The organism is Anatilimnocola aggregata (genome assembly GCF_007747655.1).
GTDB classification, from domain to species: Bacteria; Planctomycetota; Planctomycetia; order Pirellulales; family Pirellulaceae; genus Anatilimnocola; species Anatilimnocola aggregata.
In genome coordinates this window covers 6355824-6379418 of record NZ_CP036274.1, presented here as the reverse complement: position 1 = coordinate 6379418, position 23595 = coordinate 6355824, and the positions used below count along the sequence as shown (strand labels likewise).

Sequence of the window (23595 nt, the reverse complement as noted above, 5' to 3'; positions counted from 1 at the left end):
CTAGCGCGACATGACAGTCAATCGAGAACATTGTGCAGACACTGGTATTCCTCGTCGTTAGAATTTCCATCGCGATCATCCTCAGTAGTCGTTTGCTCCCTAGCTGAATTGGTTTCGCCCCGTCTCGATCTGGCCAGCAAGAAGTGCCCGGGCGAAGCAAAGAATGATTGACGATCCTTTCCACAGAGTTCCAAGGAGTGTTTCCAATGATTCAATCCGCAGGCTGGCACTTGCGCCTTTCGGCTCTGATCTTGACTTCTTTCGTCTTGGCTGGTTGCGCTAAAAACGAACCGCGGAGAGCGGCACTTGCTCAGACGCAAGTGGAACGACTAGCGCAAGAGTTGGATCAAAAGACCGACAAGGCGGGAGTGTATGTGCGCGTCGATGAAAAAGACGTCCGCGAGACCGATCCCTGGAACACGCTCCTCATGGTGAACTATTCGCAGGGAGGTGTCGCAGAAGTCATCACGGTTCGTTCGGCTGGCCCCGATCGTCGTTACTTTACGGAGGATGATCTTGTTGCCGAACGGATGTCGGCCAATTTCAATGGCGTCGTCAACAACATCAAGAATAGCGTTGAAGAAACCGCTACCAAGGCGGCCAAGGGCTTTGTGAAGGGGACGGTCGAGGGCGCGAAAGAGGCGGTAAAAGACGCTCTCGAAAAACGAAAAAAAGAGACAAACTAAGCTCTTGCGATTAATAACTTCCCGGTAAGTATCGTTGGCTGACTGTGCTGTATACATACACGCTGGCACCTCTTTAGGTAACCCAAAGCGTGAGCGAGGAAGGCGAGCGAGCGGTATAGAAGTGCAAGTCTCACAAAATGCGTTGGGACGACGCGGAGCGCGGCATAGCGAGGGGAATAGCGAATGGTCTAGCGGTCGTGACGGCTCTTAACCGCGATCCGCACGCGCCTCGCTCACGCTTCGGGTTTCCTGAAAGGCGGCGAAACTGAGTGTCGGTACCCTGATTGCAGATCTTCAGCGCGTCGTGACAGAACGCTAAAAAAAGGATTCGGGATGGGATCGCCAGCGGTTCGTCAATGGGTTTGCGTGTTGAGCGTACTTGCCCTCGTCGTTGGTTCGCTGACCGCTGTGGTCGTGTGGGTCGATACGGATGAGCCGAGTCCAGTGAATTTTGTGCTCCGCATACTTGCACCAGCCCTCGCGTTGGCTGGGCTGTGGTGTTGGACGACGACCGTCTTGGCGGCGACATGCCCCTGGCGGGAGAGTTGGCGAAGGCAGTCATCATGCAACAATCGCACACTCCAACTGCCGCCACCCTTGATCTGCCACTCGGTGCGGCGGAGATCCTGCCGGTAACTCATCGCCCACTCATTTCCACACTTTGGCGCCTCGGTGACGATCCTCAGCAAGCCCTGCAGCTACTGGCGGCCCAAGCGAAACTCGCACGGTAAATCGCAATCGGATGCGAAATACTTTGAATGCGAATGATGTATAGGATTTTCCTTTACGCGACATTCTGTCGCGGCCCGAAATGCATTCTCAATCTTCGAGCAGACAACTGCATTCTTGCTCGTTAGAATTTTCAGCAGGCGCTTTACTAAACATCATTTTTGCTGAGCGTCCATCCACATGAACCCTGAGCTCATGTCATGTCCAACCGCTCGATCATCTCGCTCAGCTTTGTCCTGCTTTTGATCTCTTGCTCAACTCTATTTGGGCAAAACAAATCCACGGGTGGACGTCCCGATCTGCGGCCGGGCGATCTGTTGCAGGTCTATGACGAAGGCAGAATGAAAGACGCGGAGTTCGTCGAGTTCACGCCGGTCGGCTTGATCAAAGTCCGTTTTGAAGATGACAGCCGTAAGGCATTCCGGCGTAATTTTGTGCGCTGGCATCCCAACGCCGTCTCTCGCGAGAATAAGCCCGTCGCTGAACCGCCGGCTGCTGCGCCCGTTGCCGTCGGCGGCAAGCGAACCTGGACCGACTCCACCGGCAAATTTAAAGTCGAAGCTGCTTTTCTCAGCCTCGCTGATGGCCAGGTTCAATTGAAAAAAAACGACGGGAAAGTCATCGCTCTCCCTTTCGACAGGCTTTCGACGGATGACCAAAATCTGGCTGTCGCCTTCTCAAAGGCGGCAACGAAGGAAGAAACGCGAGCCGCAAACGCACCCGCTAACAATCCTTTTGAAGAGTACTTAATAGATGGGAACAAAACGAATCCAGTCGCCGTTGACGTCCCATCTGCACCAAAACCGTCGACTTCAGCGCCACCCTCACAATCTCCTGTTCCTTCTACTTCTCCATCGACTGCGTCTACAGTCCCGCCGATGCCTGAGCCTGTTCCAGAAATTCCAGACGAAGAAGCTGTTTTGACGATCCCAGAGAAATTGGCTTCCGCAGTCCATGTCAACGCTTCTGCCGCAAAAAAGATTCGATTAACGCCCACGACCTTTGTTGCATTATCGCCCGATCCGATCAGGACTGCCCCCGCCCTGCAAGCGAGCTCCTATCCATTGCTGAAACGCGGCAAGGGTACATCTCGCATTCCCCTTCCATCGGAACGATGTTGATTGATGCTGCGAACGGCCTTGCCTGGCTGGCTGCAACGAGTGGCGCTTTTAGCCAGAAGCGGCGTTGGGTCGATCGGATTGATCTGAAAAGTGGTCGCTATCTGCCTCCCTTGGAGTTTCACGAGCACGAGAGCTTCCGCGATCGCAGGTTCGAATCGATCGATTCGAGTGGCCAGTTTCTAGCGACCTGCAAAGTCGCGATCAATGACGCAGGCCTATTGGCCGAAACGCTCGAGCTTTGGCGCATTCAGAAAAACGGATTGGAACTTTTGAAGCACCTCAGTCTGGCGGCCAAACCAACCGATTCCAAGCTCACAAAAGTACGACTCGCGGGAGCGATCGCCGTGGCCGCCGCCAGCGGTCGAATGACCTTCTGGAACATGAACACGTCCCAGCTCATCGCGTCGCTGGATGTAGCATCGTACTCTGCTGCCTGGGCAATTAGCCCAGGGGGTAAGTATGTATCGCTTGCAGTAGACAAATCCATTTTTGTACTCAATCCGGCAACGGGCGATATTCTGACGACGATTTCGATCCCCGCGGCAGATCCGTCCTATCCACATTTCAGTGGACTTTGCTTTAGTGAAGATGGAGCCAGGCTCGCGCTCACTGGCTCTAGAGACTTGTGGATCTTCACTCTCACCGATGGTAAGTGCGCTAAGCACATTGGCGGAATGGATTTCCCGGGGGCAGAACAAGGGCTCCAGTTTGGCTCCAGGAACACGGTTGTCTTCCAGAATCGACTGGTGTTCGACTACGATCGCGAGTTCATGCTTTGCCGGCTAACTCACCCCAATTCCTTTGCGTCCTCCCGTGGGCGGCAATATGCGATGAATCGTAAAAGTACCGAGATCATCGCTTCCGCCGTGCCGGACGAAAAGATGTTTGAATTTGCCAAGTCGGCGGAACGCGACATGTTCTTGCGGGTCAGGCCGGGCAGTTTTGTCGGTTTTTCGGTTGAAGGGGCGGTATCAGAAACCGAAACCCGGGCGATCAAGCAAAACTTGAAGAAGCTATGCGAGAAGAAAGGGTGGATACCAGTCCTGGAAGGAAACCAGACGCACTACACGTTGGCGGTCAACATCAGTCCCGGCAATCCGGTAGAAGTTGCCTACGAACTTGATCGAGGCCGTATCTTTCCGTCGATTGAAAGAGTCACGGTCACTCCCTTGAATGCCGAGATAACCCTCTGTTTGACGGGCACGACTGACCCCCTGTGGAAGTCCAGTAAATATTTTAGCGCACCTTCGAATATCCAAATTGGCCTTGTCGATAATGTGCTCGACAAAGCCACCCCCAAGGTCACCCCAGCATAGTTTGCCGACTTGACAGTCCCTCCTCGAATTATGCGTTATCCCAAGGGGGACGCCCTACTGCGTGGCGAATTCACAGATCAAGGATTTACCACTTCTCTGCCGGAATGAGCGGTTGCTTCCCGCGCGCTGCCGCTACTTCTTCGCTTCCTTGAATACCAGCGGCAGGATCAGGTACGTATCGCCGGGTTTCAGATCGGCAGCCTGCTTGTAGCCGGGCAGAAGAGTAATGATTTCTCCCTTCTTGAACTTGTAGCCGTGGTCGAGCTCGGTTTGCCCTTGGAATACTATCCCGCGGCGGTTGTCCGATTCGAGTCTGACGGCGACCGTGCCATCGCCGACGTAAAACTTGTGGCCGGAAACGTAGACACTCTTGGCTTTCACGTGGATGGAGAAGCTTCCTTTGCTTTCGACCCATTCCAAGTGGAAGTCTTCGAACGGAAAGTCGACGACGACGACGCGGCCATCGATGGACTCAGCTAGCGCTTGAGTCGTGGAAGTTGCTGCGAAAGAAATGACGGCAGCCGACAAGAGAAGTAGAAAGCGCGATCCCATCTCAATCTCCTTGCCAAAGTTGGACAGAACACGAATTCAACGGGCATTGTAGGGCGAAGTTCGCTCGACAACGCAACAATTTTCACGAGCCAGACTTGGGGCCCCGCCTATTTCGCTAGAACCCGCATTTTATTTGCATCTCGAAACGACGCTGCTTATAACCAAGACGTTGTCGGTCCGCACATGAGGCCAGCTGTGAACTGCCCAGTGACGTTCGTCGCTGTCACGCTGTTGTGCCCGCCAGCAACTCTTTTCTTGGGACAGGGGCTATTTTGGAGAGGCACCGATGAGCGCTCACGCGTGGCGGTCGGCTTTTGGTTTGAGATTTGTTCCCTCTTTTGTCGCTGCGTGGGTCTTCATCGCAGCTGGTTCCGCGAAGGCTGTCGATACGGGCGGCGCTGCCGCGGAAAAGTCCGCCGAAAATGCCGTGCGCGAAGCACTGCAACGCGAGGTCTATGGCCTCGATGGCGATCGGCAAACGTTGCTCTCCAAGGCGACTTCAACTGCCCCGGACTTTGCTCCCGCCCGGTGGCACCAAGGGTATGTCAAATCGCCCACTGGCGAATGGACCAAGGCAGGCGACAAGCTCGACGCCCGTCGTCAGGCGCTACTCGCTCAATATGAAAAGCGTCGCGGCGAAGCAGGCAGTACGGTGGCAGATCAACTGGAACTGGCCGATTGGTGCAACAAGCACCTGCTGAAAGAACAAGAACGGGTTCACTTGCTCCGCGTCTGCGAGTTGTCTCCCGATCATCCTAGTGCGCGACAACGTCTTGGCTTCACCCGCAGCGGGCGGGAGTGGATCAGCCGCGAAGATCGCTTGAAGCAGGAACAGCGCGACGAGGCCGTCCGCGTGGCCACTGCCAAGTGGACTCCCGTCATCACCAGGTATGCCGGGCAGTTGTCATCGGCCGATCAAGGCAAGCGCAAGTACGCGGTCGATCAGCTAAAGCAGATTCACGATCCTGGTGCTCTTCCCACGCTGCAAGCGATTGTCGGCGCGAAGGGTGAAACCTATGAACTGCTGGTGGTTGAAATCACCGCGCAGATGACCGATCCCGCGGCAACGGCAGCGCTCGCGCGACATGCCGTGTTTTCGCCGTCGTTGCGAGTTCGCCAGGCTGCCGCCGAGAAACTGAAAACCGCCGAGCCCGATCGCTTCATTCCGCTGCTGGTGTCGTCGATGTACACGCCAGTTGTTTCGCAGGTCGCCATGGTTTCTCTCCCGAGTGGGCGAATTGGCTATCGCCATGAATTTCTTCGCGAAGGCGCAGAGAAGCAAGAACGTCTGATCCTCGATACTGAGTATCGTCGCCAGAACACGGGCGGTTCGGGCCGCGATGCTGCTGCGGTGGCAATGATCGAAGCCTCGGCCACCGCGCAAGCCTTAGAGCGCGCAGCAGAACGTCAGAACCAAACGACTCGCGCGCTGAACGACAGAATTGCGTGGGTATTGACCCAGGCGACGGGTGCCAAGTTGCCTGCCGTTCCGGACGAATGGTGGGCCTGGTGGAATAACGAGAACGAAGTTTTCTTCGTCGGTTCGAAGCCCGTCGATACGATTCAACTCTCGCGCAATGTCACGGTGGCCGATCCCGATCCAGACCCGGTCCCCGGCGGAGGCGCGCAAGATTGTTTGCTCGCCGGTACTCCAGTTTGGACCGAGCAAGGAAAGGTTGCTATCGAGCAGATGCGGGCAGGCGATTTGGTCCTCTCGCGCGATGTGGAATCGGGCGAGTTGACCTACAAGCCGGTCATCCGCACCACCGTTCGTCCAGAAGGCCAACTCGTTCGCATTGAAGTCGGTAACGAAACGTTCGAGACCAGCGGCGGACATCTCTTCTGGGTCTCGGGCGAAGGTTGGCTGCGGGCTCGCAAGTTGCGCCCCGGCATGGTGCTGCACACAGCCGATGGCCCGGCCCGCGTAACCAGCGTTGCTCCCGGTCAGACTGCCGTCACTTACAATCTCGTCGTGGCCGATTTCAATACTTACTTCGTGGGCGAGCAGAAGATCCTGTCGCACGACAATACGGTACGGCGGGTAACTCGCGCCATCGTTCCCGGTCTGCAAGCGGATTAATTGCTGGGCGAACCCCTGCCAGATCAAAACTCCTGCCAGTTGCTACGGAAAGTCAACACCGGCAAGTAATCACGCGAGCTTCAGGGCTCGCGTGACCTTGTCGGTGGCGAGGTGTCAGGTCTTCTCTTGTTCGCCAAATTCATTGGCGTGGAGGCAGGGATGAACGGCGGGGCTTGGAAGGGGTTTTCGTTTAGTTTTAGTTTGATCTTCGTTGCGAGTTCCCTCTGGGGAGCACCGCCGGAGAAAGTTACCGATGAGGCTGCTGACTCGGCGCTTGAGTCGGTTCGCGAGGCGCTGCAGCGCGAAGTCTATGGCATGAACGCGGACCGTGAAGACTTGCTCGCGAAGGCATTCTCCACCGCACCCGAGTTTGGTCCGGCTCGGTGGAATCAAGGCTTTGTCAAACTCGGCTCAGGCGATTGGCTGAAGGTTGGTGCGAAGCCCGACCAGCGCCGGCAGATGATGCTCAAGGAATACGAAAAACGTCGCGCGTCGGCCGGGGATTCGATTGCCGGACAAATGCAGTTGGCCGATTGGTGCAACAAGCATCAAATGACTGAACAGGAGCGAGTGCATCTAGCGCGGATCTGCGATCTGTCTCCCCACCATCCCGTGGCGCAGGCTCGCTTGGGACATATGCGCATGGGGAGCGAATGGGTTTCAATCGCCGATCGACGTAACTTGCAGCAACGCGATGCTGCAGCTAAAACAGCCGCGGCCAAGTGGACGCCGATCATTGCGAAACTCGGGGAATTGCTGAGCTCGAGCGACCAATCCAAACGAATGTACGCTGTCGAACACCTGAAGCAAATTGAAGACTGGCAAGCGCTCCGCACGCTGCAAGCGATTGTCGGCCAGCAAGGCGAGTCGCAGGAAATGCTCGTGCTCGAGATCACGGCAAAGATTAACAGGCCGGAGGCGGTTGTAGAGATTACTCGGCATGCGGTGTTTTCCCCTTCGCTGCGAGTACGGCAGGCAGCAGTCGAAAAGTTGAAAGCCTGCAGACGAGATCACTACGCTCCGATGTTGATTTCATCAATGTACACGCCCGTGGTTTCTCGCGTTGCATTGACGGCACTCCCCAACGGCCGATTGGCCTATCGCCACGAGTTCTTGCGCGAGGGAGCCGAGAATCAAGAACTGCTGGTGCTGGAAACCCAATACCAACGGATTGCTCGCCTGGGCGGTGACCGCGAAGAGACTGCTAGTCGTGCCATTGCCGATGCGCAAGTTCAGGCCGCCGCACTCGAAACAGCAGCACAGCGACAGCGGGCACTCACAACAGCGCTCAACGATCGCATCGGTTGGGTACTTTCGGAGACCATGGGTGTCAAACTCCCAGCTTTGCCCGACGAATGGTGGGCTTGGTGGAGTAACGAAAATGAGGTGTTCGTAGCCGGCAGCAAATACGTGAATACCATCGCTCACACACGAGAGGTTCAATTAGTCGATGCGTCCACTGGTTTGACTTCCAACCTCGGCCCAGGGGTAATACCTGATGGGCAAGTTCGGGGACCGCGGCACGAGTGGCTCGTTGCTGGAACGCTAGTGTGGACCGAACAAGGGACGCTGGCTATCGAAAAAGTTCTTCCTGGCGATTGCGTGCTGGCGCGCGATGTCGACACTGGGGAATTGACCTATAAGCCTGTACTTCGCGCCACAGTTCGACCGAAAGCTCAATTGCTGCGCCTGGATGTCGGCAATGAATCCTTCGAGACCAGTGCCGGTCACTTGTTTTGGGTCTCGGGCGAAGGCTGGCTAAAGGCACGCGATTTGCGCAGTGGCATGCTGCTGCATACTGCGGATGGACCAATCCACGTGAAGCAACTTCGCGAGGGAACTGTCGACGTGACATACAACTTGGTCGTGGCCGACTTCAATACATATTTTGTCGGCAAGCAGAAAATCCTTTCTCACGACAATACGATCCGGCGCGTTACGGATGCCATCGTACCGGGTTTACAACCCGAATAGCTTGCAGCCTGTGTCATCTCCTTGCTTCCAGGCAAGGCCCGGAAGACGACGCTGCCGGTTGCGTTTATACTGCGCGGCATTCGACCCGTTTGCTCGGGCCTCGAAGGTAGCCAGGGGCGCAGTGGCCCAGCAGGGAACGCAGAAAGGATTCAAGTCGGGATGACCAGCGCAGCGGATGCCCAGGGAAAAGCAACGCCGACGTCGAAAGTGAAGTCGGCGGCGCTTACGCCCGCGCAACCGCGCGACAGTTATTGGGAACTTTCGCGCCGGCCGCTAACATCGCTACTGTTCGTTGCGCCCATTCTGCTCGCTTATGAACTGGGTGTCCTTACGCTCGGTCCCGGTGCCCTTCGCAATGCAGCCGACGTCTGGATTCGGCAACTACTCGGGGCGTTGGGTTTTGGGCAATATTTTTTGTTGCCGCTCCTCGTCTGCGGAGTCCTGTTGGGTTGGCATCATGTGCGGCACGATCCCTGGCGTATGCATGGCCGAGTGATCGGGATTATGTGGCTCGAGTCTCTCGTGCTTGGGCTGGCACTGCTAGCCTTGGCTCAGTTCATGGGGCGAGTTTTTTCGCCGGCTGAGATTGTGGCCGCAAGCCAGATCGAATTGCGGTTGGACGCAGGAACGATTCCGCGTTCGACGTGGTCCAAATTCATCGGCTATTTAGGAGCCGGTCTGTACGAGGAAGTTTTGTTCCGCCTGCTCCTACTGTCCACGCTGTTGTGGTTGGCCCGGCAGGCGGGATTGAATCTTCGTGGCAGTGTGATCGTCGGGCTCTTGCTCACGAGTCTCGCGTTTGCAGCTGTGCATTATCGTTTTGAATTGTCGTTGTTCGGCTGGTCGATTGGTCCGCAGTATGGCGACTCGTTCAGCTGGTTCAGTTTCTTGTTTCGCGTCGCGGCAGGGGTGATTTTCGGTTGGTTGTTTGTGCTTCGTGGCTTTGGAATTGTCGTGGGCGCTCACGCGCTGTACGACATTCTGGTGCTGGTTACGGAGTAGAAGAGACGCTCGCGCGTTGCGTGCGGAGTAACTCTGTTGAGACTGTCAAGAGACATTTCGCGCGTTAACTTTCACCCGCAGAAAGTGCCTTTGTGGGCTCGCGAGCTCGAACGTATAATGCCACACATCCAGCCCATGCCGGGCGACGCATCAACGCAGTAGGAAACGCACACCGTGCTCTCCGTTAGACCAAAAGTTGCCGAATTGTCCTTTCAGGTGTTCGGCCGCGCGCTTCATCCCGAACTGTTTGAAGTGTTTGCTTCGAAGACGCTCGAGCGTGGCGACTATCGCGCACAAATCGATATCACAAGCGCCGGGCACGTCATCACCTGGCGATATCGTGGCTTAACCCTTACCGAAGTTGCCTGCTCCGCCCAACACCCCTTGCCGGAGAAGCGCAGGCTGTTGTCGTACCGCTTAAAGGGCGAACGCAACGACCGCGTCGAATGTCGCGGCGGTATTGTCTATCACATGAACTATCAGCTGGAGCCAGTCGCGCCGGAAGTCTTCTGGTCGTTTCAAGAACAGTTGAATAGCGATAGTCAGCACAACGGCCTGATGCACGTCTTCGACGCCAGTGGTCGGATGGCACTCGGTGCCGTCAGCTTCATCAATGCCGAGACACGTTCGCGCAGCCTGATGGTTCAGGCGTTCCACACGTTCCCGGACGATTACGCCATCGTCAAAACCCAGAGCGTATTCGAACTGCCTTAGTCCCCTGGCAGCCTAGAGACGCATCTCCTGAGTGTGCGGCGGCGACGGTACTGCCGCACCTCTTCAATTCTGCAGAACATGAGGCGCGAAAGCAGGCCTCGCGTTTTCAGCAAAATCTTTGCGCGCCGCGACCAAACTTTGTCTTCGCCTGGATCGCTTGATTGCAGCGGGCCAGCGAAAGGCCTATCGTGACGCGAAGTCGTTGCGAAAAAGCCGAACGAGAATGGTCCGGCGCAAAAAAATAGGCAGGCTGCCGGAAAGATGATGCGGCAACCTGCCAAATGACAATTGCAAAGTATGAATTAGGAGCAAAGTTTATGTTAGGCCTCGCGCTTTTTCAAGCCATGCTTCGAGACTGCAGGGCTAAATTTCCGTTGATTGTGGCAGCAGCTTGGTTCACTTGTGGCAGCGCGCTCGGCCACGCTCAAGAGCGAGAAGATTCGACCACGAAGCAACCAGCGGCCAGCAGTAGTCCCGGCGAAGCTTGGGCAAGAAAGAACCTTGAAGATTTGCTGACGGTTTATCAGCATTTTCACCGTACTCCAGAGTTGTCGTTTCAAGAGAAGGAAACGGCTGCTACGCTCGCGAAGCATCTGCGTGAGGCCGGTTTAGAAGTGACCGAAAACGTGGGTGGCTACGGTGTGGTAGGTGTGCTGAAAAATGGTGCTGGTCGCACCGTGATGGTCCGTACCGATCTCGATGCGCTGCCAGTGAAGGAATTGACAGGGTTGGCCTATGCCTCGCAAGTGATGGTGAAGAACGATACCGGCGGCGAGGTTGGCGTGATGCACGCCTGCGGCCACGACATTCACATCACCAACGCGATTGCGGTCGCTCGCTTCTTTGCTGCCCACAAATCCGACTGGAAAGGAACGCTGGTCGTCATAGGCCAACCCGCTGAAGAACGGGGTTCCGGGGCGAGGAAGATGCTCGCAGATAAACTGTTCGAACGCTTTCCCAAGCCCGACTATGCCCTGGCGCTGCATTGCGATTCAACACTGGCTGCGGGAAGGATTGGCATTCGCGGTGGTTATATCCTGGCGAATGTCGATAGCGTCGATATCACGGTACGTGGCCGGGGAGGTCACGGCGCGATGCCTCACACCACCGTCGACCCCATCGTGCAAGCTGCGGAACTAGTAGTCGCGTTACAGACGATTGTCAGCCGCGAAATCAAGCCAACAGAGCCCGCAGTAATTACCGTGGGTTCAATTCACGGCGGGACCAAGCACAACATCATTGGCGATACGTGTCACTTGCAGCTTACCGTCCGCAGTTACACCGATAAAGTTCGAGCCCAACTGCGCGAAGGAATTCTGCGCAAGGCCAAAGGTGTTGCCCTTGCGGCCGGCGCTCCCGAACCGATCATTGAGTTTTCCGACGGCACTCCCGCAACATTCAACGACGAATCACTGGCTTTGCGAATCACTCAATTGTTCCGCAAGCAACTGGGTGAAGACAAGATCGAGCCCGGCGAGATTTCGATGGGTGGCGAAGACTTCAGCGAGTATGGTCGCGCCGGTGTGCCGATCTTGATGTATCGCCTGGGCGCGGTGAATGAGAAACGTCTGCAAAGGTTCAAAGAACTTGGGCAAAGTCCCCCTTCGCTCCACTCGCCGCTATTCTATCCTGATGCTGATGAAGTGCTCGTCACTGCGGTCAGCACCATGACCGCGGCAGTGCAGGATTTGTTTAGTAAATGATCCGCCTCCACCGCCAGAAATAATCACCATGCAGTTTCGTCTACTCGACTTCATCTTGCTGATTTCCCTTCTCGCCATTGTGAGCGCGGGGCTGGTGTATGGCCGCGCGCAGGCGCTGCACGTGTACGGAGATCAGAATGCGCAAACCGAGTGGGACGCCTGGCGCGAGGACGCAAAGGACCTGGCCAAAGGGATAGGGCCGGTCACTCGTCGTGTGCCAAAAAGTGCCGAACCTCCAGCCTTGAAGTTGATGCGAGATTATTTCGCTGTCTGTCTCGGCTTGGCTTTGCTACTGAGCAGCGTGTTGTTTCTGACGTCGTTGGCGTTCGTTCGCGGCGCATTTACGACGGGCAAGTTCGTCGACCGTTCACCTCCTGAACTTAAGAACACATCTCCGAGGTGAGCGACGATGCCGCCCGGAATCGATCCGAAAGTGGATTTCGCCTTCAAGCGGATGCTGGGAAGTCCTGAGCATCCCGCGGTCACGATTCATTTCCTCAACTCGGTGCTCCAACTTACCGATCCAGTCACGGATGTTGAAATACTCAATCCGATTCAAGACAAGGCTCACTTTTCGGCTAAGCAAGCAGTGTTAGACGTTCTCGCCCGAGACAATCGCGGTCGACGGTTGAATATCGAGATGCAAACGACGCTTCCCGAAGCTCTGTGCGAGCGGCTGACCTATTACAATTGCTTGAACTACGTCCGACAAATCAAGCATGGCGAGGAATACGAGCATCTTCGTCCGACAATCAGCATCTGCGTACTCGACAAGGTGCTGTTTCGTGCGGTGAACCTGTACCACCTTAGCTTTCGCCTTCATTGCGATCAGACCGATTTGGTGTTCAGCAATGATCTCGAGTTCCACACACTGGAGTTGCCGAAGTTTCAGCCAGCGAGCAATAATGTAGGTGCGATGTCGCCGGTCGATAAGTGGGCATTTCTGCTGAAGTATGCTCCCGAGATGGAACTAGATGCCTTGGCAAACTTGCTCGGCGATGCGGCTTTTTACGAAGCGATTGGAGTGCTGGTGATGATCTCAAAATCGGAAGAAGAGTTAATCCTATACGAAAGCCGAGTTAAGGCAGCGCGCGACGAACAGGCACGGCTGCGTCATGCGCAAAACGAGGGACGTGAGTAAGGACGGAATGAGGGACGTGAGGAAGGACGCGGCGAAGGTTTGTTAATCGGCCGCATTCAACTGCGACAGGAATTACTCGGCGAGGCTTCCACTGGCACTGCCGAGTTGATTTCTCGGCCACTGCCAGAACTCACAGGTTTAGTCACAGAACTTCAAGCCCGCCTCCGCCGACGCGACAACGATCTGCCCCGCCAGTAGACGATGAAAGCATCATGATTGATCTGAAGGGACACTCCGCGCTGATCACCGGCTCTACAAAAGGGGTGGGGCGTTCAATTGCCGAGGCCTTTGCGCGGGCTGGTGCGAACGTTGTGCTGCACGGTCGCCAGCGCGACGAGCATGCAGAAGAAGTGATCGAGAATTGCCTTGCGGCCGGCGTGCAGGCGGAGTTCATCACCGGCGACCTCGCGGGGCCGACCATCGAATCTGTCGACGCGCTATTTGCGCAGGCCATCAAGGCGATGCCGGCAATCGATATTCTGGTGAATAATGCGGGTACTTACATCGATCTGCCGTTTCTCGAAATGGACTTTGAGACTTGGGAGAAGACCTGGCGGCTAAATGTTTCATCGGTCTATTTTCTAACGCAGCGCTTTGCCTGGCGGTGGATCCAAAATCGAGTTGCCGGACGCGTGCTCATGATCGGCTCGATCAACGGTCGCCTCGCCGAACCGACACACACCTGCTATGACTCCACCAAAGGGGCGATCGAAGCGATGGTGAAGTCGCTGTGCGTATCGCTCGCGCCAATAGGAATTCGTGTAAACGGCCTGGCACCGGGGCTCGTGCGGACGCCGCTTACCTCGGTCATTGAACGCGACCAGCGATTCCGGCGTTGGATGGAACTCCATACGCCGAACGGCCAGGTGCCACACAGCGATGTGTGCGGCGGTGCTGCAGTCTATTTGTGCAGCGATGTCGCTGAGCATGTGCATGGCCAGATGCTGCTTGTCGATGGCGGCATGAGCGCCTGGCAACAGCCCGATATGCCACCGGGCTGGCAAGGTTAGTGCTCGTGGAAATGCACGAGATCGCTGCCGAGCTGCCAAGGAAGCGAGTCACGTACTGGCAAGCTTTTCCCACCTGGCTCCGAATTGCGGGCCTCAGCTTCGGCGGACCGACGGCGCAGATTGCTGTTATGCATCGCATTCTGGTAGACGAAAAGAAATGGGTCGGAGAGTCGCGATTTCTCCACGCCCTAAATTTCTGCATGCTCTTGCCAGGCCCCGAAGCGCAGCAGTTGGCCACCTACATCGGCTGGCTGATGCACGGCACTCGCGGCGCGCTCACGGCTGGTTTGCTGTTTATCTTGCCGGGATTCGTTTCGATTCTGGCACTCAGCATCGTCTATGTGCTGTATCAACAAGTGCCTGCAGTCGATGCGGTGTTCTTTGGATTGAAAGCCGCAATTCTCGCCGTGGTGTTGCAAGCCGTGATGCGGATTGGCTCACGCGTGCTGAAGACGCGCGCCATGCTGACCGTTGCCATAGTTGCGTTCCTTGCCATCTTCTTTTTGCATGTGCCGTTTCCGCTGGTGATTCTAGCGGCGGGCGTGGCCGGCTTGATTGGCCATCGACTCGCACCACTTTGGTTCCCAACGCTGCAGCCTCACGCAAAGCAGGGGACTGAGAAAGTTAGCGATTTGAAAATTGAGCCGGGCGAGCAAGTTAATCCTCAAGTTGTCGCGGTACGCGCGACTTGGTCGCGCACGTTGTTTGTGGCCGCCGTTTGGCTCGCGATTTGGTGGTTACCGATCGGCCTGGTCGCCTTGATCTTCGGAAGTGACAGTGTCATTACCGTGCAGGGCGTGTTTTTCAGCAAGGCAGCGCTCGTAACGTTCGGCGGTGCCTACTCCGTGCTGACGTACATCGCGCAAGAAGCGGTGCATCGATACGGCTGGTTGAAGCCAGCGGAGATGCTCGATGGGCTGGGACTTGCTGAGACGACCCCGGGGCCGCTGATTATGGTCGTGCAGTTTGTCGCGTTTCTGGGCGCGTACCACAATCCGGGCGAACATCTCTCACCTCTCGCAGCGGGTATTCTCGGTTCGGTGGTTACGGTGTGGGCGACATTTGCGCCGTGCTTCCTCTACATCTTGACGGGAGCGCCGTGGATCGAAACGCTCCGTCGCAGTCAGGTGCTGAGTGCCGGATTGGCAGTGGTGACTGCCGCAGTTGTTGGCGTCGTTCTGAATTTGGCAATCTGGCTGGCCGTGCATACCGTGTTTCGCACAGTGCATGAATCGAGCTTGCCACTCTTCGGCTTCAAGCTTCATTGGCTCACGCCGGAGTGGCACACGTTGTCGTTTGGTACGCTCCTTTGCATGAGCGTTGCCATGGTATTGATCTTTGCAATCAAGCGGAGCGTGCTCGTCTCGCTGGCCATCACGGTTGGCGTGGGACTGGTGTGGTACGCGGTGCTCGGAACGCGGTAGCGCAAAAGCCAAAGAACCACCGCCGCGGTGGCGATGGCGTGGAAGGCAGATGGAACTATTTGGGTGACAGCGGCGTTTTGCCATCGAGATAGCGCCAGCCTTTGAGGTAGGCGAGCAGGTCGGCCATGTCGGCGGGGGGAATGTTCTTTTCGAGGCCGTCGGGCATCAGCGAGACACCGGTTGCTTTGAGTTGTTCGATCTCGTCGCGCGCGAGCGTGAGCGTTTTGCCGCCTGGCTGCTTGAGTGTGATTGAGGTGCTTGTTTCGGCGGCGAGAAGTCCGCTGGCGATGGTGCCATCGGCGAGGAGCACCTGGTAGCCGAGGAAGTTACTATCGATGGCCCGGTTGGGCTGAATGATATCGGCCAGAATCTGAGCCGCGGTTTTCGTGCGCGAGTCGCTGATGTCTGGCGCAACGTTCACGCCCACATCGCCGACGCGATGGCAGTTGCTGCAGTTCTTCTCGAAGACAATCTTGCCGCGGTTGCCATCCGCCGCCAGCGTGAGCACGGGCTGATACTCCTCCAGCGCCTGCTGACGATTGGCCGGATTGAGTGCCGCGAACAACTCTGCAGCCTGCTTCTTGATCGCCGCATCCTTACTCTCTAGCAACTGCTTCCTACGGAGCGGATCGATCTCCGCCGGCTGAATCACTCCCGCAGCCACTTGCTCCATCAACAGCTTGGGACCATCAGTGCGGCGAAAGCTGTTGTCGATGAGCGCGCGCTTCACCCCGAGCGGTTGTGATTCATATTTTATGAGCAATTCCTGCCACGTTACATCGGCATATTTCCCCTGCTGCGCGATTCCAGCGATTACGGCTGGTTTAAGATCATCGCCAACCGCTGAGAAAGAGAGGAGAAGACTCTCGGTCGAGCTCTCTGCAGGCATATAACCGAGCGCTCTAATTGCCGACTGAATCACATCAGCCGGCTGCTTGTTTTTCAGAGTCGCCACGTCTTCCAGAATATGGGGGAGTAGTCCGCCACCAAGGACAAATTGAGAAGGTGCCTCACGATGAAAGACATCAAGCAGATTCTTCCCGCGATTCTTCATGCCGTGGGCAAGGCCCTCGAGTACAGCCACTTGGGTCTTGATCGGTTCCGAATCATCCTCTCGGTTGATCAGATGCAACATTACTAGTGCTGCATCTTCGTCAGCACCTTGGCTGCCGGCAAATTGCGCCAATTGAAAAAAGAACTCACGCGATTGAGACTTTTTATCGTAATAGATTGCGCGGCTGCACAGTTCGGGCAAACGCTCTTGATAGCGCAGAAGGATTGCACTTTGGAGCCAGCGATTCGTTCCGTCTGAAGGGAGATACGGGCGAATGGGCGGAGACGGGAGATCGAACAAACGCAATTGAGACATCTCGAACAAGAACGTTTGAAATTGGAGCGGTGCCGTTGAATCGGGTCTCGCTATCAACGCCGCGTGTACGAGTTTGAGATCATCGAGCGGCATCCCTTCGGCGAGTAGCAGTGATTGCCGACAAACGTCGGCTTGCATAGCGGTCATCTGCTTGGCAACGAGGTCTCCATTCAATTGTTCGTGGCCCCTCAAAATCCACATGGCATGAATGCGAGCCTGCGGTGATTCAGCACCGAGCGCTATCGACCGCAAGACTTTCGTTAACGTCACGTCGATCGACTTTTCTGACAGCAATTCCTTAGTAAGCAAGAGCCTTTGCGTCGTTTCTCGCTGCCAGGAGTTCTCGTTGGTGAGTTGATTTGGGAATGTCAAAAAGGATGCCGTCTCGCGTGCAAAAGGGGCTTGGCGTCGTTCTTTTGGTACGCTATTCTTCGGCACAATTCTCCAAATCCTCCCCTTATCATCCCCCAACCGTTGATCGGGGCGTTTCTTCAATTCATCGGGGACGAAGTCGGGGTGCTCGATCACACAGCGATACATGTCGACGATGTACAGGCAGCCGTCGGGGCCGGTTTCGATGCTAACGGGACGGAACCATTCGTCGGTCGAGGCGAGAAACTCTTTGCCTTCATAGGCGGGCTTGCTGGTGAACGAGGGGCCGTCGGGCGTCATGATTTCGCGATGGACGAAGTTACCCGTGGGATCGCACGTGAACACGCTGTTGGTATCGATGACGGTACGCAATGTGTCGCCCCGATAGACATGCACGCCGCACGCAGCGGTGAAGGTTCCCGCGTGCAAGTTCGAAGTGGTCCAGGCACGGCTGATCGGAAAAACCTTCGACTTCTCACCCGCGGCGGCCACATCTTGCACGACGGCAGCGATTGGGATCTTCGGCGCGAGTTTGAGATAGCGATCTTCCAGCACGACGTGAATTACCGGATTGCGGTTGGTGCAGGTGAAGCGATTTCCCCAATCGTCGAAGCACATGCCAAATTGGCCGTTACCGGAGATCGCCTCAGCCTTGCCGGTGAGCGGATCGAAACGGAAATCACGTCCGCGCAGATCGATGGGCTTCTCGTCCGGCAGTCGCTTGTTCACGACAACTCCGCCCCGCAGCCCGTTCGCGACATACACATGGTTGTCGAGCGCCAGCCGCGGATGATTCGCACGGAGCTGCGAGTTCTGCTCCGCGAAGCCTGTGAACCAGGTTTCGTCGATATCGACCTTGCCGTCGCCGTCGCTGTCTTTCATCCAGGCAATTCGTCCGGCCAGTGTCACAATCACGCCACCGCGCCAAGGTTGCAAACCGGTTACGAACGAAAGACCTTCGGCGAAGGTGGTTCCCGTTTCAAACCGGCCGTCAGCATCCCGATCTTCCAGCACGCGGATGCGCGATAGTGGCTTGTCTCCCACCGGAGGACCGAGCGGGTAATCGCGCATTTCCACGGCCCACATTCGCCCGCGCTCATCAAAACGGATCGCCACCGGATCGATCACGTCCGGCTCAGCGGCAGCTAGTTCAATCTGCAGATCGGGTTCCGCGAGCTGAAACTTCGTCAGGGCCTCGGCTGGTAAAAGCGGAGCACTCGCCGTCGATGTTTCAGTCTGTGCGGCGGCAATCCCCGCCCACGCCAGCATGATTGCTCCAGCAAGCCACGTTTGCCTGTACGGTGCGAGTTGCGTCATCGTTATCCATCCGTTTTTGGCAGAGTGTTTCGCGCGGCGGCCATTTCGAATCGGCCTGCTCTGGAGTATCATACAACGTTATCTTGTCCTTGACCTCTCCGCGATTCGAACGGTTTACGCCCCCATGCCCGTCCCCCAGGTTGTGATTGTCGGTCGGCCGAATGTCGGCAAGTCGAGCCTGCTCAACTGGCTCGCCGGTCGTCGCATTTCGATTGTCGACGACCACGCCGGCGTGACGCGCGATCGCATCGTCTATTTGATGGAAGCGGGGGGGCGGTTTTTCGAACTGGTCGATACCGGCGGAATCGGCATCGAAGACTGCGACAATCTCACCAAAGAGATCGAAGCCCAAATCGAAACCGGCCTGGAGACGGCCGACGTCGTGCTATTCGTCTGCGATACCCGCACGGGTCTAGTTCCGCTCGATGAAGAAGTCGCCCGGCGGCTGCGGTATATCGACAAGCCGATTATCTTGGTTGCCAACAAGGCTGATGCGGAATCGCTCGATTCGCAGGCCGACGAGTTTTACAAACTGGGCCGCGGCAAAATCATCAAGGTCAGCACGCAGCAGAATCGTCATCAAGAAGAACTGCTGCGGATGATTCTCGAGCGTCTCCCTCCGCAGACATCCGAGGAAGAAGAAATCGAAGAGCCGATGATGAAGATGGCCATTGTCGGCCGTCGCAACACCGGCAAGAGCACGTTCGTGAATACGTTGGCTCGTGCCGAACGGTGCATCGTCAGCGAAGTTCCCGGCACCACGCGCGACAGCGTCGATGTGCGGTTCGAACTCGACGGCAAGACGTTCATGGCCATCGATACGCCGGGCCTCAAACGCAGCAAGAGCGTGAAGACCGATATCGATTTTTATAGCACTCACCGCGCTCAGCGGAGCATTCGCCGGGCCGATGTGGTGCTGCTGTTTTTCGATTGCTCGCAGCGACTGAGCAAAGTCGACAAGCAGCTATGCAAATACATTGCCGATAATTATCGACCGTGCATCTTTGTCGTGAACAAGTGGGACTTGCTCTACGGCCAGATGCCGACCGAAAAATGGGTCGATTATCTGCGCGATACGTTCTCGACCATGTGGCACGTGCCGATCGCCTTCATCACGGGCCAGACCGGCAAGAATGTGAAGGCGCTGCTCAATCACGCACAAATGCTGTTCAAGCAGTCACTGCAGCGAGTGTCGACGGCCAAGCTGAACCAGATGCTACGCGACGCGCTCGATTCGCATCCGCCGCCGCTGCAAGGTTTGCTACGGCCCAAGATTTACTTCGCCACCCAAGTCAGCACGCAGCCGCCCACCATCGTGTTGATGTGCAACGAGCCGAGTGCATTCCCGCCCTCGTATCGGCGGTATTTGCTCGGCTATCTGCGCGATCAGTTGGACTTTGGCGAAGTGCCGATCAAGCTCTATCTGCAACGGCGCGAACAGCGGCTGCGCGGGCGTGAAGCGCCGGAAGAAGATCTCGCCAGTGGCCGGCCGCAGAAGAGTCGGCAGAATGTGGTGCCCGAGGACGACACGGATGTTGGCGCGGTGTTCGACGAAGGGAACGACGAAGATCATGAAGTGCTGGGCGAAAGCGACTACGAGGTGGTCGATCTCGATTCGAGCGACGTCAATCTGACCGAAGAATAATCTAATGAGAACGACGTTTTGCGACGCGCTCGCGAAATGTCTCGCGCCAAGACTCCGCCAGCTGCGGCAAATTGCTTAGCTCTTCGGCAGCCGCCAGATTCTGCTTTTCGTGGTGCATGATCTGGCTCGCGCGTGCTACTGTCCACTCGGGAAATGGCCGACTGAGCAACAACACTTCTTGTCCGGCTTCAATCTCACCCGGTTGCAACACCCGTACATACCAACCGCTGCGGCCGTTGTGAGTGACTTGCCTGGCGAGATCGCTGATTCGCCAACGGCGAGAGAGTTTCCAACAGGGTTGCCGCGGCTGCGAGACTTCGAATTGAACTCCGCCCAGTTGCCAGACATCGCCGATGCAGACGTTCGTTTCGTCGCAGCCTTCAATGGTGAGATTCTCGCCAAAGGCACCCCAAGTCCACTTAATGTGTGGAATCTCGGTTTGCCAGCGGGGAAAGTGGTCAGCTGAGTAAGCGAGGACAGCTTTGTCGGGCCCTCCATGAAACCGCAAGTCCGCCTGCCCATCGCCGGCGATTCCTAATTCGCCTACCTGCTGCGGGCCCGTAACGGGTAGTTTGAAGAAGGCCGTTGTCCAAGGGCGATCGTGTTCGTCATGCGCGCCTGCGTTGCCGTAATTCTGAGGCAGGGCAACTTGAATCGAGCGCAGTGTGGCCATGTTTTAGAGCATCCCCTTACTGACTCGCGAATCGGCGAGGGCGATCATCCCCCAGACCGCGAATATGGCCCCGATGAAAAAGCAGGGAGTGCAGGGAATCAACGTCGCGAACGCCCCAATCCAGGCGGCGACTAAACCCCGGCCGCGAAACATCGCATACGCGCCCACCAACGAAACCAGCGGAGGGAGGACCGCGAAGGCGAACATCATGATTGCCGCAAAATAAGCGCCAGCTGTTTCTGCCGCATTCTCGCCTTGAAATTCATCCCGGAACGACTCATCCGCTGCCAACATGATCGTCATGAGCAAGGTGAATCCCAGCGATAGAACGGCGCTGAGCGAAATCCCAATGGCTGGACCCAGCAACTTGCTGCGCACTTCGTCAGTTGACAGCTGCGCCTGCTGAGCAACATAACCTGTTGGCGAAGCATACGGATTCTGGATATTGCTTGGTGCCGCGGAACCGGCGGGTAAGTCACCAAACGGATTGGCACTGACAGGTGGTAGGCCCGGAGTGAACATAGCTGGTTGCGAGGTGCCGACGGGAGCAAAGGCCCCAGGCGGCGGCAGCCAGGCGTTTGAAGGATTCGGTGAGTTCGTTGGTTCGAGCACCGCCTCCAGTGGCCCGGATGATGACCCTGCTAGCGGTGGACTATGGAAGACCGAACCTGGCAGTGGCGGCAGATTCGAACTTGAGGGGACCACAGCAATTGTTTGGCAGCGCGGACAGCGAGCTTGCTTGCCGGCAGCCGTGTCGGGCGTGCGAATTCGTGTTTGGCAAGTTGGGCAGTCAAACTCTATCGGCATCGAAAAAGGTTCCTGCGCCGAGGATTAATGTTTGGAATAAATCAGCTTGCTCAGGCCTCTCTATCGTAGCGAAAGACGCCGATTGGAGGCTGAGGAAGGCCCGAGAACTCGAAAAAGTACTAGGAAGCCGGCTTCGCAAAAAAGACGATATATTTTTTGTGAGGCCCGCGAACCTTCTGGTTCCAAGGGCGTCTAAGCTGTCAGGAACTGGGAGCGGAGACGGTTCGCCCGCCGGATGCGGTGGTTGAATTTGCCGTTTTTGTTCCCGGTTGGTAATATTGTGTTGGTTTGTGAGGGGAAGTAGCCAATTTTTGCTGGCCACAGGCTGAATGGAAACAGTCAGGCGTGGCTGAGGAATGCTGGTCGAGGGATCGCTGGGCTTTGCAGGCCCGCAGTCGCCTTTGCTAATAGTCGTTCTAGCGAGTTTTGGATCTAAGTCCTTACTCAGGAGTCGTTTTCGTTTTTTTGTTTCTCTCGTGAGCAGGGCACTTTAAGCTAGTGCACCCTTGTCTCGCGCCGAAGGGAGCTTCGTCATGCGCAGCATCATCAATACCATCGCCACCGTGACACGCAATGTCGTCGTCGCCGCGAATCGCCAAGCCGTTACGGCAGTGGCAGGTATGGGTACGCTGCGCGTCGCAGATTCCCATCAGCGCCATCTTTATGCCGGATCGGCAGGAATAAAGCGCCCCAAATCGCCACCGAAGTCTGAACAGCCAGGTTCAGAACCAGCGTGGCTAGGGTTGGCGTGGTTTACCTGTCAGCTATCCCGGGATTTGGTCCCTGCGTTTGACCTTAGTAGTCAACGTAGTGGGGCATCGTCCCGGAGCCGGCGTCCGCAAGGGTTTAGAAGTTTGTTGTTACGTGGGTAAATAGTCAGCCCGAGTGTCGCAATCCATGCGACGGGACTGACTCTCACGCACAACAAAACGCACCAAGCGGATGCCAGCCGGGCTCAAGTGTGATCGTTCACACTTTTGCTGCCCGCCGCTGATGCCGCTCGTTGCTTTCACCTGCATTGCACTTCGCCGCCTTCGGCTGATGCCTCGCTTGTGTCTCCTTGAAGACACACGCTGGAGGGATCGGTTCGCTGGGTAGCGATGTGCTCAACATGCGAGAGAACATCATGAACGTTTTTGAACAGACCGAGAATGGGGATTTGGTTGAACTGGTGAAGGCGGCTCAGCAGGGTGATCGGGAAGCGTTCGGCCAGTTGTTCGAGCGGTTCGAGCGGCACGTGCTCGCGATCGCGCTGCGGCGTTTGAACGACTTCGCCGAGGCGCAGGAACTTTGTCAGGACGTGTTCATTCAGGCCATGACGAAGATCCAGCAGCTCCGGCAGCCGGAAGCGTTCGCGGGTTGGCTGCGGTCGATCACGAACCGGATGGCAATCAACCGGGTTGTGCGCCACGGCCACGACCAGCCCCTCGATAACGAAGTGCTCGAGCAGAACTGCGTAGAAGAGCAGACTCCGCTGGAGTTCGCGCTCGAAGACGAGCGGAAGGTTCGTGTTCGGGAAGGGCTCGCGCAGCTGGGCGAGGTCGACCGCGAAACCCTCGAGGCGTTTTACGTCCGGGGTCAGTCGCTGCTCGAAATGGCCGATGCGTTCGATGCTCCGCTTGGAACCATCAAGCGGCGGTTGCACGTCGCTCGGAAGCGGCTCGCCAAGCACGTCGAAGAACTTGTCGCGGTGTAACAACGGCGGCGAATGAAGCGGCGTACTTGATCAACTAAATTCAGAGGCGCGCTAACCTGGTTAGCGCGCCTCGCCTATTTCTTGCCGGAAGTTTGAACACCGCCAAAAAAGCTAGCGACAGCCGATTCCCGCGAAAAAGCCGTTTGGCTGGTACGGAAATTTGTCCCCGGGGAAATTTCTCGGTTACAATGCAGGGCTGAGCGGGCCATCTAGAACAGAGTCAGGTCTTTTCTCCAATGCTTCGGGCGCTTGTCATTCGTACGA

Annotated in this window: 19 protein-coding genes; 15 read left to right on the top strand and 4 right to left on the bottom strand. The window is 56.6% G+C overall.

Going from position 1 to position 23595, the window contains the following annotated elements:
* Positions 1–206: 206 nt before the first annotated feature.
* From ETAA8_RS23965 to ETAA8_RS23950, 4 genes are all read left to right on the top strand, one after another.
* Positions 207–686 carry a hypothetical protein gene (locus ETAA8_RS23965; protein WP_145094440.1) on the top strand — a complete coding sequence of 160 codons (480 nt, stop codon included), beginning with the start codon at positions 207–209 and terminating at the stop codon, positions 684–686.
* 500 nt (positions 687–1186) lie between these two features.
* Positions 1187–1417 carry a hypothetical protein gene (locus tag ETAA8_RS23960; RefSeq protein WP_202921236.1) on the top strand — a complete coding sequence of 77 codons (231 nt, stop codon included), beginning with the start codon at positions 1187–1189 and terminating at the stop codon, positions 1415–1417.
* A 198-nt stretch (positions 1418–1615) separates the two neighbouring features.
* Positions 1616–2536 carry an SHD1 domain-containing protein gene (locus tag ETAA8_RS23955; protein WP_145094434.1) on the top strand — a complete coding sequence of 307 codons (921 nt, stop codon included), beginning with the start codon at positions 1616–1618 and terminating at the stop codon, positions 2534–2536.
* 218 nt (positions 2537–2754) lie between these two features.
* Entirely contained in the window at positions 2755–3852 is a 1098-nt protein-coding gene (locus tag ETAA8_RS23950) for a WD40 repeat domain-containing protein (protein WP_145094431.1), read from the top strand.
* A gap of 132 nt (positions 3853–3984) precedes the next feature.
* On the opposite strand, the gene ETAA8_RS23945 is transcribed toward ETAA8_RS23950, so the two are convergent.
* Positions 3985–4404, bottom strand: coding sequence for a hypothetical protein (locus ETAA8_RS23945; RefSeq protein ID WP_145094428.1), 420 nt, complete (start codon positions 4402–4404; stop codon positions 3985–3987).
* 286 nt (positions 4405–4690) lie between these two features.
* On the opposite strand from ETAA8_RS23945, the gene ETAA8_RS23940 reads away from it, so the two are divergent.
* From ETAA8_RS23940 to chrA, 9 genes are all read left to right on the top strand, one after another.
* Positions 4691–6484 carry a polymorphic toxin-type HINT domain-containing protein gene (locus tag ETAA8_RS23940; protein WP_145094425.1) on the top strand — a complete coding sequence of 598 codons (1794 nt, stop codon included), beginning with the start codon at positions 4691–4693 and terminating at the stop codon, positions 6482–6484.
* 159 nt (positions 6485–6643) lie between these two features.
* Positions 6644–8458, top strand: a complete 1815-nt coding sequence (locus tag ETAA8_RS23935; protein WP_145094422.1) for a polymorphic toxin-type HINT domain-containing protein — start codon at positions 6644–6646, stop codon at positions 8456–8458.
* Positions 8459–8617: 159 nt separating this feature from the next.
* Entirely contained in the window at positions 8618–9460 is an 843-nt protein-coding gene (locus ETAA8_RS23930) for a CPBP family intramembrane glutamic endopeptidase (protein ID WP_145094419.1), read from the top strand.
* A gap of 174 nt (positions 9461–9634) precedes the next feature.
* Positions 9635–10174 (top strand): DUF2617 family protein, encoded by a 540-nt coding sequence (locus ETAA8_RS23925; RefSeq protein WP_145094416.1) that lies wholly within the window; start codon positions 9635–9637, stop codon positions 10172–10174.
* A gap of 317 nt (positions 10175–10491) precedes the next feature.
* A complete protein-coding gene (locus ETAA8_RS23920) occupies positions 10492–11877 on the top strand; it encodes a M20 metallopeptidase family protein (protein ID WP_238397552.1) in 1386 nt (461 codons plus the stop codon).
* Between the two features lie 28 nt (positions 11878–11905).
* Positions 11906–12280, top strand: a complete 375-nt coding sequence (locus tag ETAA8_RS23915; RefSeq protein WP_145094413.1) for a hypothetical protein — start codon at positions 11906–11908, stop codon at positions 12278–12280.
* 6 nt (positions 12281–12286) lie between these two features.
* Complete coding sequence (locus ETAA8_RS23910; RefSeq protein ID WP_145094410.1) at positions 12287–13018, top strand: Rpn family recombination-promoting nuclease/putative transposase; 732 nt, start codon at positions 12287–12289, stop codon at positions 13016–13018.
* A 212-nt stretch (positions 13019–13230) separates the two neighbouring features.
* Entirely contained in the window at positions 13231–14028 is a 798-nt protein-coding gene (locus ETAA8_RS23905; protein ID WP_238397551.1) for an SDR family NAD(P)-dependent oxidoreductase, read from the top strand.
* Between the two features lie 11 nt (positions 14029–14039).
* On the top strand, positions 14040–15452 hold the full coding sequence (gene chrA / locus ETAA8_RS23900) for a chromate efflux transporter (RefSeq protein ID WP_145100901.1): 1413 nt from the start codon (positions 14040–14042) through the stop codon (positions 15450–15452).
* 55 nt (positions 15453–15507) lie between these two features.
* On the opposite strand, the gene ETAA8_RS23895 is transcribed toward chrA, so the two are convergent.
* Positions 15508–18510, bottom strand: coding sequence for a PVC-type heme-binding CxxCH protein (locus tag ETAA8_RS23895; RefSeq protein ID WP_202921235.1), 3003 nt, complete (start codon positions 18508–18510; stop codon positions 15508–15510).
* Between the two features lie 124 nt (positions 18511–18634).
* Between ETAA8_RS23895 and der the strand changes: the two genes are divergently transcribed.
* Positions 18635–20155 (top strand): ribosome biogenesis GTPase Der, encoded by a 1521-nt coding sequence (gene der, locus ETAA8_RS23890; protein WP_145094402.1) that lies wholly within the window; start codon positions 18635–18637, stop codon positions 20153–20155.
* Between the two features lies 1 nt (position 20156).
* Here the strand turns inward: der and ETAA8_RS23885 are convergent, their stop codons facing one another.
* Together ETAA8_RS23885 and ETAA8_RS23880 are read right to left on the bottom strand one after the other, a co-directional pair.
* Positions 20157–20828, bottom strand: coding sequence for an MOSC domain-containing protein (locus tag ETAA8_RS23885; RefSeq protein WP_145094399.1), 672 nt, complete (start codon positions 20826–20828; stop codon positions 20157–20159).
* Between the two features lie 3 nt (positions 20829–20831).
* Complete coding sequence (locus ETAA8_RS23880; protein ID WP_145094396.1) at positions 20832–21350, bottom strand: hypothetical protein; 519 nt, start codon at positions 21348–21350, stop codon at positions 20832–20834.
* Between the two features lie 1411 nt (positions 21351–22761).
* On the opposite strand from ETAA8_RS23880, the gene ETAA8_RS23875 reads away from it, so the two are divergent.
* A complete protein-coding gene (locus ETAA8_RS23875; protein ID WP_145094393.1) occupies positions 22762–23331 on the top strand; it encodes an RNA polymerase sigma factor in 570 nt (189 codons plus the stop codon).
* Positions 23332–23595 lie beyond the last annotated feature (264 nt).

Excerpts from the sequence above, each read along its gene's own strand:
- ETAA8_RS23885 (WP_145094399.1), bottom strand. The coding sequence starts at position 20,828 with ATGGCCACACTGCGCTCGATTCAAGTTGCCCTGCCTCAGAATTACGGC.
- ETAA8_RS23875 (WP_145094393.1), top strand. The coding sequence starts at position 22,762 with ATGAACGTTTTTGAACAGACCGAGAATGGGGATTTGGTTGAACTGGTG.
- ETAA8_RS23935 (WP_145094422.1), top strand. The coding sequence starts at position 6,644 with ATGAACGGCGGGGCTTGGAAGGGGTTTTCGTTTAGTTTTAGTTTGATC.
- ETAA8_RS23940 (WP_145094425.1), top strand. The coding sequence starts at position 4,691 with ATGAGCGCTCACGCGTGGCGGTCGGCTTTTGGTTTGAGATTTGTTCCC.
- ETAA8_RS23910 (WP_145094410.1), top strand. The coding sequence starts at position 12,287 with ATGCCGCCCGGAATCGATCCGAAAGTGGATTTCGCCTTCAAGCGGATG.
- ETAA8_RS23965 (WP_145094440.1), top strand. The coding sequence starts at position 207 with ATGATTCAATCCGCAGGCTGGCACTTGCGCCTTTCGGCTCTGATCTTG.
- der (WP_145094402.1), top strand. The coding sequence starts at position 18,635 with ATGCCCGTCCCCCAGGTTGTGATTGTCGGTCGGCCGAATGTCGGCAAG.
- ETAA8_RS23945 (WP_145094428.1), bottom strand. The coding sequence starts at position 4,404 with ATGGGATCGCGCTTTCTACTTCTCTTGTCGGCTGCCGTCATTTCTTTC.
- ETAA8_RS23920 (WP_238397552.1), top strand. The coding sequence starts at position 10,492 with ATGTTAGGCCTCGCGCTTTTTCAAGCCATGCTTCGAGACTGCAGGGCT.
- ETAA8_RS23895 (WP_202921235.1), bottom strand. The coding sequence starts at position 18,510 with ATGACGCAACTCGCACCGTACAGGCAAACGTGGCTTGCTGGAGCAATC.
- ETAA8_RS23905 (WP_238397551.1), top strand. The coding sequence starts at position 13,231 with ATGATTGATCTGAAGGGACACTCCGCGCTGATCACCGGCTCTACAAAA.
- ETAA8_RS23915 (WP_145094413.1), top strand. The coding sequence starts at position 11,906 with ATGCAGTTTCGTCTACTCGACTTCATCTTGCTGATTTCCCTTCTCGCC.
- chrA (WP_145100901.1), top strand. The coding sequence starts at position 14,040 with ATGCACGAGATCGCTGCCGAGCTGCCAAGGAAGCGAGTCACGTACTGG.
- ETAA8_RS23955 (WP_145094434.1), top strand. The coding sequence starts at position 1,616 with ATGTCCAACCGCTCGATCATCTCGCTCAGCTTTGTCCTGCTTTTGATC.
- ETAA8_RS23880 (WP_145094396.1), bottom strand. The coding sequence starts at position 21,350 with ATGTTCACTCCGGGCCTACCACCTGTCAGTGCCAATCCGTTTGGTGAC.
- ETAA8_RS23930 (WP_145094419.1), top strand. The coding sequence starts at position 8,618 with ATGACCAGCGCAGCGGATGCCCAGGGAAAAGCAACGCCGACGTCGAAA.